The organism is Spirosoma daeguense (assembly GCF_054776875.1).
Genome location: NZ_BAAHBF010000003.1, coordinates 498269 through 515622 on the forward strand (window position 1 = coordinate 498269; position 17354 = coordinate 515622).

Annotated in this window: 15 protein-coding genes; 8 read left to right on the forward strand and 7 right to left on the reverse strand. The window is 44.0% G+C overall.

Annotation, left to right across the window (positions count from 1 at the left end):
- Position 1: 1 nt before the first annotated feature.
- Positions 2–1036 (reverse strand): glutamate 5-kinase, encoded by a 1035-nt coding sequence (gene proB, locus ACYVD4_RS11165; RefSeq protein ID WP_460945488.1) that lies wholly within the window; start codon positions 1034–1036, stop codon positions 2–4.
- Between the two features lie 56 nt (positions 1037–1092).
- A complete protein-coding gene (aat, locus tag ACYVD4_RS11170; RefSeq protein ID WP_460945490.1) occupies positions 1093–1716 on the reverse strand; it encodes a leucyl/phenylalanyl-tRNA--protein transferase in 624 nt (207 codons plus the stop codon).
- A gap of 238 nt (positions 1717–1954) precedes the next feature.
- Between aat and ACYVD4_RS11175 the strand changes: the two genes are divergently transcribed.
- The 5 genes from ACYVD4_RS11175 (at position 1955) to ACYVD4_RS11195 (ending at position 9629) form a co-directional block, all read left to right on the forward strand.
- On the forward strand, positions 1955–3943 hold the full coding sequence (locus ACYVD4_RS11175; RefSeq protein ID WP_460945492.1) for a transglutaminase domain-containing protein: 1989 nt from the start codon (positions 1955–1957) through the stop codon (positions 3941–3943).
- The gene (locus ACYVD4_RS11180) at positions 3943–5853 is read left to right on the forward strand and encodes a DUF3857 domain-containing protein (protein ID WP_460945494.1); all 1911 of its coding nucleotides are present in this window, start codon (positions 3943–3945) and stop codon (positions 5851–5853) included. Before ACYVD4_RS11175 ends, ACYVD4_RS11180 begins: the two co-directional genes overlap by 1 nt.
- A 52-nt stretch (positions 5854–5905) precedes the next feature.
- Positions 5906–6523: a hypothetical protein gene (locus ACYVD4_RS11185; protein WP_460945495.1), complete on the forward strand. Its 618-nt coding sequence runs from the start codon at positions 5906–5908 to the stop codon at positions 6521–6523.
- A 149-nt stretch (positions 6524–6672) separates the two neighbouring features.
- Complete coding sequence (locus ACYVD4_RS11190; RefSeq protein ID WP_460945497.1) at positions 6673–7695, forward strand: DUF6807 domain-containing protein; 1023 nt, start codon at positions 6673–6675, stop codon at positions 7693–7695.
- A 368-nt stretch (positions 7696–8063) separates the two neighbouring features.
- Positions 8064–9629 carry a hypothetical protein gene (locus ACYVD4_RS11195; protein WP_460945499.1) on the forward strand — a complete coding sequence of 522 codons (1566 nt, stop codon included), beginning with the start codon at positions 8064–8066 and terminating at the stop codon, positions 9627–9629.
- A gap of 72 nt (positions 9630–9701) precedes the next feature.
- On the opposite strand, the gene ACYVD4_RS11200 is transcribed toward ACYVD4_RS11195, so the two are convergent.
- Complete coding sequence (locus ACYVD4_RS11200; protein ID WP_460945501.1) at positions 9702–10097, reverse strand: hypothetical protein; 396 nt, start codon at positions 10095–10097, stop codon at positions 9702–9704.
- A 284-nt stretch (positions 10098–10381) separates the two neighbouring features.
- Here ACYVD4_RS11200 and ACYVD4_RS11205 point away from each other — a divergent pair, with 284 nt between their 5' ends.
- A complete protein-coding gene (locus ACYVD4_RS11205) occupies positions 10382–11074 on the forward strand; it encodes a type 1 glutamine amidotransferase domain-containing protein (protein ID WP_460945503.1) in 693 nt (230 codons plus the stop codon).
- 42 nt (positions 11075–11116) lie between these two features.
- Here ACYVD4_RS11205 and rfbC read toward each other — a convergent pair whose 3' ends face one another.
- Complete coding sequence (gene rfbC, locus ACYVD4_RS11210) at positions 11117–11662, reverse strand: dTDP-4-dehydrorhamnose 3,5-epimerase (RefSeq protein ID WP_460945505.1); 546 nt, start codon at positions 11660–11662, stop codon at positions 11117–11119.
- 112 nt (positions 11663–11774) lie between these two features.
- Between rfbC and pyrF the strand changes: the two genes are divergently transcribed.
- A complete protein-coding gene (pyrF, locus tag ACYVD4_RS11215) occupies positions 11775–12671 on the forward strand; it encodes an orotidine-5'-phosphate decarboxylase (RefSeq protein WP_460946211.1) in 897 nt (298 codons plus the stop codon).
- Between the two features lie 74 nt (positions 12672–12745).
- A complete protein-coding gene (locus tag ACYVD4_RS11220) occupies positions 12746–14050 on the forward strand; it encodes a DUF2851 family protein (RefSeq protein WP_460945507.1) in 1305 nt (434 codons plus the stop codon).
- 51 nt (positions 14051–14101) lie between these two features.
- On the opposite strand, the gene ACYVD4_RS11225 is transcribed toward ACYVD4_RS11220, so the two are convergent.
- The 3 genes from ACYVD4_RS11225 to ACYVD4_RS11235 form a co-directional block, all read right to left on the reverse strand.
- Positions 14102–15427 (reverse strand): Gfo/Idh/MocA family protein, encoded by a 1326-nt coding sequence (locus tag ACYVD4_RS11225; RefSeq protein WP_460945509.1) that lies wholly within the window; start codon positions 15425–15427, stop codon positions 14102–14104.
- 79 nt (positions 15428–15506) lie between these two features.
- Positions 15507–16250 carry a 3-keto-disaccharide hydrolase gene (locus tag ACYVD4_RS11230; protein ID WP_460945511.1) on the reverse strand — a complete coding sequence of 248 codons (744 nt, stop codon included), beginning with the start codon at positions 16248–16250 and terminating at the stop codon, positions 15507–15509.
- Positions 16251–16340: 90 nt separating this feature from the next.
- Positions 16341–17276, reverse strand: a complete 936-nt coding sequence (locus tag ACYVD4_RS11235) for a sugar phosphate isomerase/epimerase family protein (protein WP_460945513.1) — start codon at positions 17274–17276, stop codon at positions 16341–16343.
- Between the last annotated feature and the right edge of the window lie 78 nt (positions 17277–17354).

Sequence of the window (17354 nt, forward strand, 5' to 3'; positions counted from 1 at the left end):
ATTACAAAAGTACTATATCATTGGCATTTGCAACTTCAACGTTCTGCTGATTAAGCTGTTGGGTAAGTGTCTCTGATGAAATACGCGCTCTGGCGACGGCAATAGTCGTTTGATGATCATCAACAATTTCAACCATTTCACCTACCTCAAAGTCGCCCGGAATTGCTCTGACCCCAACGGCCAGTAAGCTTCGTCGCTGACGTAGTGCTTTTACGGCACCTGCATCGATCTGAACCTGCCCAACTGCCAGGCTACCACTACCCAGCCAGCGATTTCTAGCTGAGAGTGTATTGGTTTGCGGAGTGAATTCACTACCTGTTTCGCCACGTAACGCCTTGCTGATGCTGTCGGGTTCATTTAGCCCAAAAATAACAACTCGAATGCCCATACGGGTTGCCAGCTTGGCAAACGTTAACTTCGACGCCATTCCCCCCAAGCCCAACGATGATTTGTCGGTACGTACTACGCCAAATATGCTTTCATCGAACGTAGTGATCTGGCGTATAATCTGACCGTTATTGTCCAGTAAGCCCCCAACCGACGTGCAGAGCATAAGCACTTTAGCACCGAAACCTACAGCAATCAACGTAGCGAGTTCATCGTTATCGGAGAATTTCAGTTCGCGATTGCTTACTACATCGTTTTCGTTGGCAATTGGAATCAGACCGTTGGCCCACAACTCTTCGTAAGTTTGTTTGAGTTGCAAAAACTGGTCACGATTGGCGAAGTGATGCCGTTCGCAAAGACTTTGTGCGATGGAAACGCCGTAAATCGAAAAGAAACGCGAATACTGATTCAGCAGTAACAGATTACCAACGGCAGCGGCTGCTTTACGTTGGATGATGTCGCCCCGATAATCTTGGATCAACGCTTTCCCGGCACCTACCGCTCCTGATGATACCAGCACAATTCGGTAGTGTGGATGGAGAGCGGCTACCTGCCGGGCAATATCGACCATGACAGGCTCGTTCGGTTCGCCCGTTGATTTGGTAATGGAAGCTGTGCCGAATTTTAGAACAAGTACGGGTTTTGACATGCCCGCAAAGATAGGCGATTCTGGTTTTAGACCGCTTACTGAAACACTACAACAAGCTATGTCTGTTTACTGAGTAAAGGGCCAGTCGGCAACGTAACAAAGCGAGACTTGTGCTTTAGGGCGGTTCTTAACTGCTTTAGATAATCAGCTTTTGGAATTTCGATAGCCCCATACCGACGAACATTGTCATTGATAAATTGAGTATCGAGCAGGGTAAATTGTTGTTGTCGAAGAATTTCGATTAAATAATGAAAGGCTACTTTAGACGCGTTGGGCTCCCGATAAAACATAGATTCGCCAAAAAAAGCAGAACCTAACGCTACGCCATATAAACCACCAACCAGCCGATTATCCATATACGTTTCGATGCTATGAGCTAGCCCCATTTCGTGCAGTTCGGTGTAGGCATTAATAATTTCTTTCGAAATCCAGACACTATCAAATTCGTCGCGCGGAGCAGAGCAGGCATGCATTACGTCGGTAAATGCCTCATTGATACGTATTTCGAACTGGTTTCGGTTAAGAACCGGACGTAGTGATTTGGCTGGTTTATAGGTATGAAGTGGAATAATAGCCCTTGGGTCTGGGGCATACCAATAGAGCGTACCGTCGGCGTCGGCCATTGGAAAAATACCGTTGATGTACCCGTAAATCAGGTCGTCGGCGGTTAGCTTATTCATGAAAACGAGGCTTGTGTCTTTTAACAAATATAGAAGATTCTGAGGCTTCTTTTTAGCGCAAATGCAATCTGTATTAAAGGTAACTATAGAATTGCCTACGTAACGTTTTCCTGTTTTATGTAAAAGTAACCTGTCAATTTACTTAATTGTACAAATAAATATATATTGCCAAGTATTCTATTTTTTCATTTTTCTTCTATTCATGCCGACCGTTTACTCAATTTCCCGCTTTGCAGGAATGTTAATTTTTTGTTTCTGGCTTGCCAATACCTTCACTATCGCTCAGAAGTCAGATGTAAAATCGCCCGATATTAAACTAGGACAATTAACCCCCGATCAATTTAAAAAAACAGCTTCTGACTCTACTGCCGAAGCTACGGTTCTATATGATTATGGCGAGGTGTTTTTTGATATGAATAACAATGGGTTATGGATGAACTACAAACGGCATATTCGGATACAGATTCACAAAAAATCGGCCTATAAACGAGCTACTGTTGAAATTTTTAGCAGACGTGGTAAGGCTGGTCAGCATGAGTTTGTAAGTAATTTTGAAGGATATACGTATAACCTTTCAAATGGAATGGTTCTGGTTGATAAATTGGGTAAATCAGGCCATTTTATTGAAAAAGCATCAGATGCGCTTTGGTTGGAAAAATATACGCTACCTAATGTTCGGGAAGGCGCAATTATTGAATATAGCTATACTATTCAAACGCCGTTCAGTATTTCAGTAAACCCACGTACCTGGCGTTTTCAACAGGATATTCCTGTCAACTGGAGCGAATATCGGATTACTATACCCGATTATTTTTATTACAAAATGATCATGAATGGGTATCTGTCGTTGCTTGTTAATGAACAAAAGCCGATCAATGTTGATATTCTGGGCTATAGCGGAGTAGGTGCAACGGCCTATCGATTTGTATTGAAAGATGCGCCAGCGTTTCGTCAGGAGGCATATATGACAACGGAGGATGATTATCTGAATAAAATCGATTTTGAATTGGCTCGTTATCAGCTACCGACAGGCTTTGGTCAGGACTTTTCAGTGAGCTGGGAAACGTTAGGGAAAACGCTACTTGCCGATCCTGAATTTGGTGGGCAAATTAGACGAACCGGTTTTTTACGGGATAAAGCGAAGGAATTGTTAGCACAAAAAACGGATACGTTAGAACGGATTAAGGCTGCGTATAACTTTATCCGTCAGAACATCAAGTGGACCAGAGAAGCGGCTTTGTGGTCAGACGTAGGTATCAAAAAAGTGTTTGAGAACAAGAAAGGGGATGCCGCCGATATTAATCTAATGCTTATTGCGTTGCTTCGAGAAATGGATATTGATGCTAATCCAGTTATTCTAAGCACGCGTGCACATGGGCGGGTCAGTGAACAGTTTCCGCTGCTAAAGCGATTTAACTACGTTATTGCTCAAGTATCTGTAAAAGGAAAGGATATGCTGCTAGATGCAACAGATGCCTTGCTGGTGCCGGGAGTATTGCCAGTACATTGTTTGAATGGGATGGGCCGGCTGATTCATCCGACCAAATCTCGCTTTGTCTCGCTGGAGCCTGTAGAACGCGACATTGATTCTTACATTGGTAGCTTTGACATTAAGGAGGATGGCGAAGTAGCCGGTTTGTTGAAACATTCACATGCAGGTTATAGTGCTTTAGATGCTCGGACACGATTTGCTGATAATGGCAAAACGAAGTATCTGGAAGCTGTTCAGAAAAAACGCCCAGTATGGCAAATTGAAAGTGCTGATTTTACAGGAATTGACACAGATGCTAACGCATTCAATGCCAATTTTACCTTATCTATTCCTGATGCCTGTGGCCGGGCTGGCGACCGACTTTATCTTCGGCCCATGCTAACCGAGGGGCAGGGAAGTAATCCGTTTAAAGAAGCCAACCGCATCTATCCGGTCGATTTCGGTTTTCAGAAAGAAGAAACATTTGTGGCAACCTATACGCTTCCCAAAGGCTATCAGGTCGAAGAAATGCCTAAACCAGTTTCGATGGTTTTACCCGAAAATGGTGGTCGATTTGTGTTTCAGGTGGGGCTCAACGTCGACAATAAACTTCAAGTGATGAGCCGCATTTTGCTACGTAAGCCAATGTATTACGCCGAAGAATATGGCGCGCTACGTGAATTATTTAATCAGGTAATTGCCAAACACGCCGAACCGATTGTATTAAAACGAGGTGAGTTAGTTGAGAAAAAATAATGAAACTACTTTTTTTACTAATGCTGCTTACCATGCAGGTTGCGTGGGCGCAAACAGACTATAAAGCTTCTACAATACCGGCTTCGCTCAAAGAAAATGCACATAGCGTAGTACGTCTTTATGAAAAAGTATTTACGGTGAAATCGCCGGGCGAAGCTACTGAGCGTACAAGAAGTGTTGTAACTGTGCTGGATAAAGAGGCTGATGATGAAGCTACAGAAGTTATACCTTACGACAAATTTTCCAGAATAAACTCCTTTGAGGGGGCGCTTTACGATGCTGAGGGAAAGTTGATCAAACGCCTGAAAAAGTCTGATATAGAAGACTACAGTACGTTTGGTGACTATAATTTGTTCGATGATCAGCGAATAAAACGAGCTACGTTTCCCCGGCAGCCGTCTTATCCCTATACTGTAGAGTTTGTAGTTGAGACTACCGAACGCAATTTGATGTTCTATCCAACCTGGATGCCGCAAACAGAGCAACACGTAGCAGTTGAACAATCGAGCTATACAGTGAATATGCCACCGGGCTTGGCACTTCGTTATAAAGAACAAAATCTAGCTAATTCTTTGGAAACAAGAGCATTGCCCGATGGTGGAAAAACATATATCTGGAAATTGACCAATCTGCCAGCCATTGAATTTGAGCCACTTTCATCACCACCATCTGAGCAACTGTCTATTGTATACACAGCTCCATCCGAATTTGATGTTCAGAACCGTAAAGGAAAAATAACTAGCTGGAGCGACGTGAGTCGATTCTATTACCAATTGAACGATGGGCGAGATATGATTCCGGATGAGCTAAAACAACGTGTTTTAGAGCTGATTAAGCAGGAAACTACAACGAAAGGTAAGGTGAAGAAGCTTTATCGGTATTTGCAGGAGCAAACTCGCTACGTTAGTATTCAGTTAGGGCTAGGTGGCTGGCAGACCATTGAGGCCGAGAAAGTTGCAATCAATAAATATGGCGATTGTAAAGCATTGACCAATTATGCACAGGCCTTATTAAAAGCTGCTGGTATCAAATCGATTCCTGCATTGGTTCGTGCTGGCGACGATGAACCCGATTTACTTATCGATTTTCCGAGCTTTCAATTTAATCACGTAATCTTGTGCGTGCCTGATGAGCGTGACACGTTATTTCTGGAATGTACGAGCGAACATGGTCATGCCGGATATATGAGCGATTTTACTGGTAATAGACACGTTTTGCTGGTACTACCTGATGGTGGTCGTTTGGTTAAAACGCCAACGTATCACTCTGCGTATAACCGTCAGCAGCGGCATATTAACATTAAACTGACAGATCAGGGAGATGCCAAAGCAACTGCTTTGACAAACTATACAGGTCTACAGCAGGATGCATACAAGCTGGTGATGCATAGTCTTAATCAGGACGACCAACGAAGCTGGCTTCTGAAACGTATTCGAATTCCTACGTTTGAGCTGGAACAATTTTCATTTCGAGAGCAAACGGGAGATATTCCTGCTGTTACAGAAACATTATTGCTAACCGCTCGAAACTGGGCAACAGTAAGCGGAACGCGGCTTTTTCTGCCGCTAAATCTAATGTCAGCTTTATCGTTGGCAACACCATTAACGCAACCTCGAAAAACAGGAATGTATTTAGACGCAAGTTATGCTTTTGAAGATAACGATACGATTGTTTATCAACTCCCAAAAGGGTATGTGCCAGAATTTCGTCTGGAACCTGTTACGTTAGAATCGAAATTTGGCAGATACAACTCCAAACTAACGATAGAGGGTGACCGGGTTATGTATATTCGTCATATAGAGATGCAGGGAGGTCGTTTCCTACCAGCAGCTTATTCTGAATGGATTGATTTTCGAAAAAAGATTGCCAAAGCCGACCGAGCCCAACTGGTCTTTGTTAAAACCAATTAAACCAAACACTTTTCTCCCTGTCGAACGTTTATAACGAAAGAGTTAAACTGATATGAAAAAGATACTTTTTGTTACCCTATTTGCATTGCCATTTCTTTTTAGCCGTTGTAGTGTAAATCAGCAACTTGCACAGGCAAAAGCACTGGGCGATTGTCGGTATGCCATAGCTTCGGCCGATAGTGTATATCTGGCTGGAATTGATATTCGGGAGTTCCGGAAACTGGAAGATTTGAATTTTGCTCGTTTTCCCCGGCTGGCAACGGGTCTGTTGACACGTAACGTACCGCTGGATGCGCGTGTTAATCTGGAAATTACAAACCCAACCAATAAGCTGGCAGGGATTAATCAGTTGGAATACCGGGTGTTATTAGCTGGCCAGGAATTGTTTAATGGATTTCTGAACCAACGTATCGAAGTGCAACCGGGTGGCGGCAAAACACGTGTACCAATTCGCTTGAACACCAATGCGTATCAACTGATTACGGATGCCAAAACACGGGATGCTTTCACGCAACTAGTTCAAAATCTGGCAGGCGCGTCAAATTCACAGCCTTCTAAACTAACCATTAAAATCAAACCAACGCTGGCTCTTGGTAATAAAGCGATTAATTATCCGGGTTATATCACAATTGATCAGGATATTACTAATAAAATATTATTAGGAAATTAATCCGTAATAATCGGACTTATAAAGTGCGTTAGAATACAAATTGCCCATTTTTGTGGGGTTTATGTCAGTAGCATTTTATTGGCCCCGGCTTTTTTAGGTCGGGGCAATTTTATTGTTCCAAAATCATCGTTTGTTTAACCAACCTCCCGATGCGCCAACTATTGTTTGCCTGTTTATTAACCGCTTCTGCCGGACTCAGTCAGGCTCAGAATCGTATTCAGATTACGCCAAATGAAGCTCAGAAAAGCGTTGCCGTTACGGTAGACGGAAAACCGTTTACCGCTTATATTTATCCAGGCCCTTCGGTGCTGAAAAAGCCAGTTTTATATCCGATCCATTCGGCTGGTGGAAATATTATAACACGAGGGTGGCCATTTGAACCCCGTGCTGGTGAACGAGTTGACCATCCGCACCACGTTGGTATGTGGTTCAACTATGGCGACGTGAACGGGCATGACTTCTGGAATAATTCAAATGAAGTTGGCCCACAACATAAAGGCCCATTCGGTACAATTGTTCATACAGGAATTAAGTCGGTAAAAAGTGGGAAAGATGCAGGTCAGTTAGTGGTAACCGCCGACTGGCTCGATAAAGATGGAAAAGTGATGTTGCAGGAAACGACCACCTTTGAGTTTCGTGCTAGCGCAAATAACCGGACTATTGATCGGACCACTACGTTGAAAGCTGTTGATAAAACGGTGGAGTTTAAAGACAATAAAGAAGGAATGATTGCCCTCCGGCTGGCTCGTCAGCTCGAACAACCGTCCAATAAACCAGAAGTGTTTACCGATGCACAGGGCGTAGCAACCAAAGTGCCTGTGCTTGATAACGCTGGCGTAACTGGCCATTATAAGAGCAGTGAAGGCGTTGAAGGTGATGCCGTTTGGGGAACGCGCGCTCCGTGGGTTAAGCTTACCGGAACAATCAATGGGGAAGCCCTTACACTGGTTTTATCGGATAATCCGAAAAATATTGGCTATCCAACCTATTGGCATGCAAGAGGTTACGGTTTATTCGCGGCAAATCCGATGGCACCTTCTGTATTTAGCGATGGTAAAGAAAAACCAATGAATTACACGCTGGCGGCAGGAAAGGAAGTAACGTTCCGTTATCGGTTTCTGGTGCAATCGGGTAACGTATCTGATGCTAATCTCACTACGTTGATAAAGTAACTTATTGATATATAGATTGTTATTTACTTATAAAGCGCGTACTATTTTTTATAGCTACGCGCTTTTTTGTGTCTAATATGGTAGATATATAGTAAATTAGCTGCTTCGTGAATAGATGTAACGACATTTTTAACAGAACATTACGTCTTTTTTTATTGACCAGAAGTGAAAAAATACGTCAAAAGAGAGTCTATTATATAGCTGAATAGCTATTAAATACAGCCTTGAAAGATCTTTCTTGACGATATTGGTTAAAGCCCATTTTTGATAATAGCACTACATTGAAAATTAGTAACATTAAGCAACTAGTTGTTTGGCATAGTATTTGTGACCCGGCTTTTCTAGTACACATAATCGTACTAGTACTTATGCCTTACTACCCATATCATAAACGGCTTCGTTGGCTTGGGATCGCTCTGCTGGTCATTAGCATCGCACAGGGAATAGCTATTGCTCAGCCCAGAGTATCAACGAATCCTGTCTCTAACCGTGGAGGCTCGCCTTCAGCGCGGCAGGGTGCTCCAACTGATGAATATACAATTGAAAATGATCAGATTCGGGTTGGCGTTAGTACAGCTTACGGGGGCTCAATTACGTACATGGCCTTTCGTGATAGTAAAGGTGGAAAGGTCAGCACTGCCAACATGGTAAATAATCCGGATCTTGGCCGTCAGGTACAGATCGCTGTGTATGGAGGGCCGAGAGACTACTCCAAAAATGGCGAACCGGGCTGGATTGGTTTGGGCTGGAACCCTATTCAGGCTGGTGATGTATATGGAAATTCGTCGCAGGTTCTTAGCATACAAAGACAGTCGAACCTGATTTATGTAAAAACAATTCCAAAGCAGTTTGCCTACAACAATGAACCCGGTGAAGGCACAATTGAACACTGGCTTCGTCTGGAAGGCAACGTAGTGAAAGTGCACGCCCGAGTGGTACTGGCTCGAACCGATAAAACGCAATATGCTGCCCGTCAGCAGGAAATGCCCTGTGTGTATTTGAACTCTGATTACAAAACTTCGTGGTATTATAAAGGCAACTCACCCTTCACAAATGCTCCGCTTGATGCTTTGAAACCAACATTTCCGAATACATATACATACGGGGATGCCTATCCTACCGAACCCTGGATGGCATCTGTGAATGATAATGGATATGGTGTTGGTCTCTACGTTCCTAATAACTACGACTGGAAATGGGGCTATTTTGGCGACGAAGGCAATGGTTCCGAATTCAGTACGTCATCATCATACATAGCAGCGGTTAATTTTGTTTTGCTCGATCACAATATTGTGCATGAATGGGATTATGAGCTTGTTCTGGGGCACTATAACGAAATTCGGTCATACGTTTATAATCAGAAACGTCCATTTGCCGGGCCAAATTATCGCTTTAAGTCTACTCGCAGTGGCTGGTATTATTATACGGCAAAGGACAGCGGCTGGCCAATTGTTGATAAGCTCCACATTCTTCTAGATGATCCTGAAAATGACCATATTAAATCACCATATGTTTTCTGGAAAGGCCGGAATACGCCCAAAATGTATATACGTGGTGCCTTCAAGAGCCAAAGTGATAAATTTAGGCTAAGCTGGCGCCGGGTTGAGGACAAGGTGTTGAGTCGGGACCCGAATCGATACACTGAATTCTCCGTAATTAACGACGGACAGATGCGGACTTATGAAGTAGATTTAAGTCGAAACATCGATTGGCTGGATCATGATATTGGTCAGATTGAGTTGCGAACAGTTTCGACAGCTTCTAAGCCTGGTGATTATATGGAGCTGGAATGGATTGCCCAAAGTCCAAACGGACCTAGCGATGACGTGGTTACGACTCCCGTTGATCCCGACCCCGGTATTGTTTGTACACCAGGTTGCATACCAATTGTAGTTAAGAAAACACGATATATCATGGCAAACCGGAAACGGTGATATACTTCCAAAACAGAAAGAGGAATGCAACCGCATTCCTCTTTCTGTTTTGGAGAAAAAACTGTTGCCTGATTAATTTAAATGGAGTAACCCTGACCGATAAACGCGCCCCTGAAGTGACCCCATCCAGGTACGTAGCGAATCACTTTCATTGGTTGCCTTTCCAAGCTCTGTATCGATTTGACGTAGCAAAAAGAATAACTGATGCACATGCATCCACTGATTTGTTAATCGATTGCTAGTCTGAATTAGCTGATTCTGTTGCCGGGCTTCCTGGGTAAGCTGGCGCAAACTCATTTTAAGATGGTAACGTAACATAATAAGACGACCTGCCATTGGTAAGTTACTTGGCTTACGTTCCATCTGCGAAATACTCTTCGCCAGTATATTATTACGTTGCTGGAGCTGATCCGACACAATCATCCAGGCATGTTCTGCCTGTAGCGATTCGTAAGAGAGAGTTTGCATAATAGTTTAGTACAGTACGGTTAACAAACAAATATACCCAAAATAACAACATATAAAAGTGGTAAACAGGCTAATTTGGGAAATTATGATTGGAGTATTACTTGTTTCATAAGTGAAAAAGTAAGTAATTGGTCATTCGGCAGATTTGTTGATAATGTTTAAAATGGTTGTGGTGAGACTATTCATAGAATCAGTCCGATAGCTATTTGTACTTCATTAAGAATTGAAGGTTTGAACTTTAAAAATTTACATCGAACTTCAGCCGTCGAACTCAATTCCGGCTCATGGATCCTATCTATCGTGCGTTAATCGTTTGCACTAATCATTCAGACTATCCGGGTAAAGCACAGAAAACGGGCATATGGCTAAGTGAGGTAACTCATTTTTATGACGAACTAGCCGATCGGAATTTACCCTATGATATCGCCAGCCCATTAGGTGGTCTGATTCCGATCGACGAACGTAGTATAGATCGGCGTGATACGATCAATGAAAAGTGGTATAACAATCCTGCTTTTCGTTCGAAACTGGAAAACTCCCTTAGCTTAGCCGAAATTGATCCTAAAAAATATCAGATTCTTTACCTTGCCGGAGGGCATGGTACTATGTGGGATTTCCCTGATAATCAGTCGTTACAGTCAGTTGTTCGGCAGGTCTACGAAAACGGGGGTATGGTATCCGCAATTGGGCATGGCGTAAGCGGCCTGCTGAACGTTACGTTATCAGACGGAGATTCTCTTGTGGCAGATCGACAATTGGCTGGATTTTCGAATATGGAAGAAAAACTGATTCGGCTGGATAGCGAACTGCCGTTTTTGCTTGAAGATGCGTTACGTCAGAAAAATGCGCTGTATAGTAAAAACCTTATTCCGTTTCTGCCCTATATCGAGGTCGATGAGCGGATGGTAACGGGGCAAAATCCCTTGTCGGCGCGGAAAGTAGCCCGAAAAATTCTTGAAGAAATGTATGAAAAGTAACGTAGCACAGCCAATTGATTTGCTGTGCTACGTTACTTTTAACTAGACAACTGCCTGTGGAAACACTTCCCGCAAAGGCTTTAGTTGCTGATCTTTACCCGATACAATCGGATTCTGAACGCCCCAGTCGATGTTTAGATCAGGGTCGTTCCAGATGATGCCCGATTCCGAAGCTTTGTTATAGACGTTTGTGCATTTATAGCTAAAAACGCTGTCTTCCAATGCTACAAAGCCATGCGCAAATCCTTCCGGAATATAAGCCATGTTCGCAATTTTAGCATCCAGCAAAAATGCTTCATATTGACCGAAGGTAGGCGAATCAGGCCGTAAATCCACAGCAATATCTAATACCTGTCCGGTAATTACCCGTACGAGTTTCCCTTGCGCGAATGGTTCATTCTGCATATGTAATCCCCGCAGGACACCCTTTACAGAAAACGACTGATTGTCCTGAACAAAGTCCATGGTCAAACCTAATGATGCAAAGAGGGATTTGTTATAGGACTCGAAAAAATGACCACGCTCGTCTTCGAAAACGGTAGGAATCAGTTCAATCAGACCTTCAATTGCTGTCTGCCGGACTTGCATAATAGTGTAGGCTACAATACGTAGAGTTGGTTTTACACACAAATTTATGAAACCGGCATCGTAAGTTGTAATTTTGACCCGCATCATTTTAGTTTATGGTGCTAATCAGGGCATGACGTATTCCGAATTAAGTAAACAGATAGCGCAGAAACAGTCTTATTTATGTGTCGGTCTTGATACCGATCCGCGCAAACTACCCCATCATTTACTAACCGAACCTGACCCGGTTTTCGCTTTTAACAAAGCAATTATTGATGCTACGGCTGATTTAGCGGTTGCCTACAAACCTAACATTGCGTTTTATGAAGCACAAGGTCCTCGTGGTTGGGAAAGCCTTCAGCGCACACTTGATTACATTCCAGCCGACTGCTTCACCATTGCTGATGCTAAGCGGGGAGATATTGGTAATACCTCTGATTTATACGCCCGAACTTTTTTTGATCCTGAAGCTGCCGGTCTAAACTTCGATTCGGTTACTGTGGCTCCTTACATGGGTAGAGATTCGGTTATGCCATTTTTGGCCTATCCGAATAAATGGGTCATTTTACTCGCACTAACTTCGAACGTGGGTAGCGCTGATTTTCAGCAACTCATTACAAGTGATGAGTTATCTTATAATCCAGCTATTGATATGGTAATGGCTGGGGGGAATTACGTATTAGAAAACATGACCGCTAAAGTTTACGAACGTGTAATTCAAACGTCACAAACGTGGGCCGGGTCTGATCAACTAATGTTTGTAGTTGGGGCAACGCAGGCCGATGAATTGAGTCGAATCCGAGAGTTGGCTCCCGATAATTTTCTTCTCGTACCGGGCGTTGGCGCCCAGGGAGGAAGTCTGGAAGACGTATCACGGCGCGGTTTAAATGCACATGGAGGGTTGCTGGTCAATGCGTCACGTAGCATTTTGTATGCTTCAGACGGAACTGATTTTGCCGATAAAGCCAGACTAGAGGCAAAAACACTACAGCTTGACATGGCTCGGTATCTGGCTGAGTTTCGGGGTTAGTAATTAATTGGAAGATTTTTGTATATATTGGCGAGTGTCTAAAATGTTTGCCAATATATACTACTAGTCTTACTGTGCCCGAATCTTTACTTTATTTCATCTGGCAATTCCAATATTTCACGAAAACGGAGCTTATCACTACAGATGGTGAATGGGTACACGTAGTACATCCGGGATTTAGGAACTCTAATGCGGGGCCAGATTTTACTAATGCGCGACTGCTAATTAATGACGTGGAGTGGGTAGGCAACGTAGAGATGCACACACTTACATCGGATTGGTTGGCGCATGGACACCAACATGACCGGGCTTACGATAACGTAATTCTGCATGTAGTGTGGGAGGATGACTCCGCAGCGGGTAAAACTGTAAGACGTACGAACGGTACGTTGTTGCCTACGTTAGAACTTTCCCAACGTACTGACTCGTTGTTATTATCCCGTTATCAGACCTTTATTGATAACCAAGACTCAATTCCCTGTGCTGGTTTATTTCGTTCGGTATCGCCATTACGTGTTACGTCGATGCTGGATAAAGCCATGTTGCAGCGGCTTGAACGTAAAGCGGCTGATGTAAAGCAACTGGTTGAACAAACCAAAGGCGATTGGGAGGAGGCAACGTATCGACTATTGGCAATCAATATGGGTTTCCGGATAAATGCCGAGCCAATGGCGCAGCTAAGTAGAGCGGTACCGTTAAAAGCAATTCGGAAACATCGCGACGTTTTGTTGCAGGTTGAATCGATGCTATTTGGTGCCGCAGGCTTGTTGGAGACAGATGAATCGGACGAATATCTGGACATACTTCAACGGGAGTATCGTTTTCTGGCCACAAAATATGAGTTGACCAACCAGCAGTTAGAAGCACATTTCTGGAAATGGGGCAGATTAAGACCTGCTAATTTCCCGACACTACGTATTGCGCAGCTTGCCAGTCTGCTAACGAAGCATACGAGTTTGTTTTCGCTATTTATTGAAGCTGATGAGGTTGCTACGTTACTAACATCATTACAGATAACTCCGTCAACCTACTGGCAATCGCATTATCGTTTTGGGAAAACGACAGAAAGGGCGGCTTCTATTCTAGGCCCAAGTTCTGCAATATTGATTGTTGTTAACACAGTAGTGCCGTTATTGGCGGCTTATGCCCATCATCGCGGACAACCCGCTTATATTGATCGAGCTATTCGGTTGCTGGAGCAGCTTCCCGCCGAAAAAAATCAGTTGACTGATAATTGGAATACTTTCGGACTAAGTGTACGTACTGCTTTTGATTCACAAGCAGCTATTGAGCTTTACAATGAATTCTGCTCTGTAAAAAAATGCCTCAACTGCCAGATTGGGGCCGGAATTTTAAAATCAATGGTCGATAATCAATAGCTGCCGTTTCGGACTCAGCAACTACTGACTATCGACCATCAATATCGTTTACTAGCTAACCGTAATATCCTGTTTGGTGGAATCCCAGGTTACGCGTTTGCCGGTATGTAGGGCGGTTGTCGCCATAATGTTGGCAACGGAGTGATTAAAACCAACACGCGCAGGCGCATTCGTTTCTTTGCGGCTACGTACGCATTCCATCCAGTTCAGCATGTGCAACGACGTCATTGGATCGCCACCAGTGTTAGCCGATGTTTCCATTTTAGCAGCTTCACCTAATGACATTGTCGGCAGGAGGTTTGCTTTCATACCCATATCTTTGGCATACTTTTCTTCAAGGCCGCCCTCGGGTGAAATTTTATTCGTGTCGAGGTTAATCATACCACCGTTCGAGTAGTAGTATTCTTTAACGCCACCCGCTTCATTATTCATCCGCGACGAATAAAGAACCTGGAAACCTTTAGTCTTATCGTTATCTGGGCCGTAATCGAACACGGCTGTGAACGTATCAGCGTTAGTACGTCCATCTTTCCACACGTAGATACCTCCGTTGGCAACTACCGAACGAGGATGATCTAAACCGCTGAACCAGTGTACGGTATCAATCTGGTGCGACATCCATTGCCCCGGAATACCCGATGAATAAGGATAGAACAGACGGAATTCCAAATACTTACGAGGGTCCCATTCAACCTTTGGCCGGTTCAACTGATAGCGGACCCAGTCGGTGTCTTCTTTCTTGATTTCATTGACGAGCTTGGCCCGGCGCCAGCGACCTGGCTGGTTTACGTTCCAGGTCATTTCAACCATCGTAATGTCGCCGAATTTGCCTGATCTGATAAAGTCGTTCGCCTGATGGTAGTTAGGGGCCGACCGGCGTTGTGAACCAACCTGAACGATTTTTTTTGTTTTTTCAACGGCTTTTACGGCCTTACGGGCATCGTCCAGCGCTTCTGCGAAAGGTTTTTCCACATAAGCGTCGCGTCCCGATTCAACAGCATCGACAAGGTGCAGCGCGTGCTGGAAGTCGGCAGTGCTGATAATTACGGCGTCAACGTCCTTACGATCGAGCAGTTCGTCGTTGTTACGTGCTTTGAAAAACGAACTATCATTTAACCCTTTGGCTTTCAAAAAAGCATCGGCCTCATCGCGACGGCGATTCCAGATGTCTGATACGCCAACAAAGGCGAAGTTCTGCGCTTTGGCATGTTCGCCAAAAGCTGGAGCCAGCGATTGACGGAACCGGTCTGAGAAGCCGATAATACCAACCCGAACCCGTTCATTGGCACCAATGATACGAGCGTAACTGCTGGCTGAAAAACTCATTCCGAGTCCGGCCAAAGCAGATTTTTTTATGAATTCGCGACGATTTTCCATAAGGATTATAGCGTTAATAAGCTGATATAGAGAGAAAGACTTTTTTGTTGAAAGTCTAACGACTGGTTGTCAATAGGATTTAGAGTACTTTGATTTTCATGTTCCGAAAATAGACACGATTTCCGTGATCCTGCAGCAGAATATGACCTTTTGGAGCTTCGCCAAAACGTCCGTTCGAATTATAGCTGGGGGCTTTATATTTGCTCATCGCTACTAATTCCCGGAATTTTTCGCTACCACGTTCGTATTCAACCACTTTAGTGCCGTTCAGCCAGTGCTCTACGTGGTTACCTTTCGATATAACCCGGCCCGTATTCCATTGGCCAATCGGATTTGCTTTTTTGTTGCTGGCCGGAATCAGATCGTAAAGCGATCCAACCGTGCGATTGCCATTACGTCCCATTTTAGCATCGGGGTGTTTATCGTCGTCAAGGACTTGAAACTCAAGGCCAAACGCTGATCCTTTGGGTTTCGGGCTTTCTTCTGCTACGAAATATTTCAAACCACTATTGGCGCCTTCGGTCAGTTTGAAGTCGAACATTAGGTCGAAATTGCTGAATTCCTCGTTCGTAACGATATCGCCAAAGTTTTCAGATTCGCTGCCATCCGACTGTTGAATGGTTAATGAACCATCCGTAACAGTCCAGCCTTTCTCTGGGAATTTATCTTTATAAGCTCCTCGCCAACCGTTGGTTGTCTTGCCATCGAAAAGCAATTTCCATCCTGCTTTTTTTTCCTGCGGACTCAGCGTATTTGGTGCTTGCGGGCCTTCAGCAGCCATGAGACTCAGCAGCAGAAACCCAGAAATAACCAGTTGTTTCATAATGAACATCTCTATGAATCTCTGTGCTTCCTCCTTGCATCTCTGTGACTTACAAAATGACACAAAAATTTACGGAGAACACTCACAGATTTACAGAGGAATTTTTAGTGTTTTGGTAATATAATCTTTATTGATTGCGGCACACTGAGCTGGTGTTTTGTCGGTTTCGGGCACACCGTCTAATTCAATAACGCCCCAGCCTTTAAATTTAATCTCTTCCAGTGCTTTCATCACAGCTGGTACGTTCACATTTCCACGACCTAACTCAACAAATTTATACGCTTTAGGATCATTAGGCTTGTCGGGGCGGGGCGACATAGTGTCTTTCAGATGCAGCGCATGAATAATGTCTTTGTATTGTTTAACTGCCTTTTCGGGTTCACCACCGCCCTGCTTGTAGTGCGCGATGTCGAGGAGGAGTTTGCAATACTTGGGATTCATTGTCTGAACAATCACATCTACTTCTTCGGGTGTTTCGCCGAGCTGATGCATGTGATTATGGTACGTTGCTTGTACGCCCATATCGGCGGTTTGTCTGCCAATTTCATTCATTACTGCCGCCAGCCGTTTCAGTTCTTCGGTGGTTGGGAGTCGATCTTTTGGCCGGAGACTATTGGTCATTTGAAAGGCCGATCCGCCAAGCGCTTTTACGAAACTGGCATGCGCTACGTGCATATCAATCGTACTTTGCTCTTTTGCCGGGTCAATCTCTACGTTACCACTCGAAAACATTGCCAGCGTTAGCTTGTGTTGATCGAGTATGGCTTTGAGTTCTGACGGTTTGGCTTTGTAGGGGCCAAACGTATTGGCACGTAGCTGAATACCCCGGTAACCCAGAGCCGATACGTCGGTAATTGCCTGAACGGTTTGGGCGTCAGTATTTCCCCACGTAATAGCTGAGTAGCCAATCTTTAAGCCAGTAGGTATAGAAGTTCCGGCGAATAGTTGTTTTGAACTTGCTAGTAAGGCCAATGTCGATAGGCCCGTTGTTGCGAGAAATTGCCGTCGATTTACAGTTTCCTGCATGATTTAGAACTGGTGAAACAGGTAGTTTACGTTAAAAGAAGTGGGATTTTCCTAATTCTACTGTTCTAAAAAGTAAAC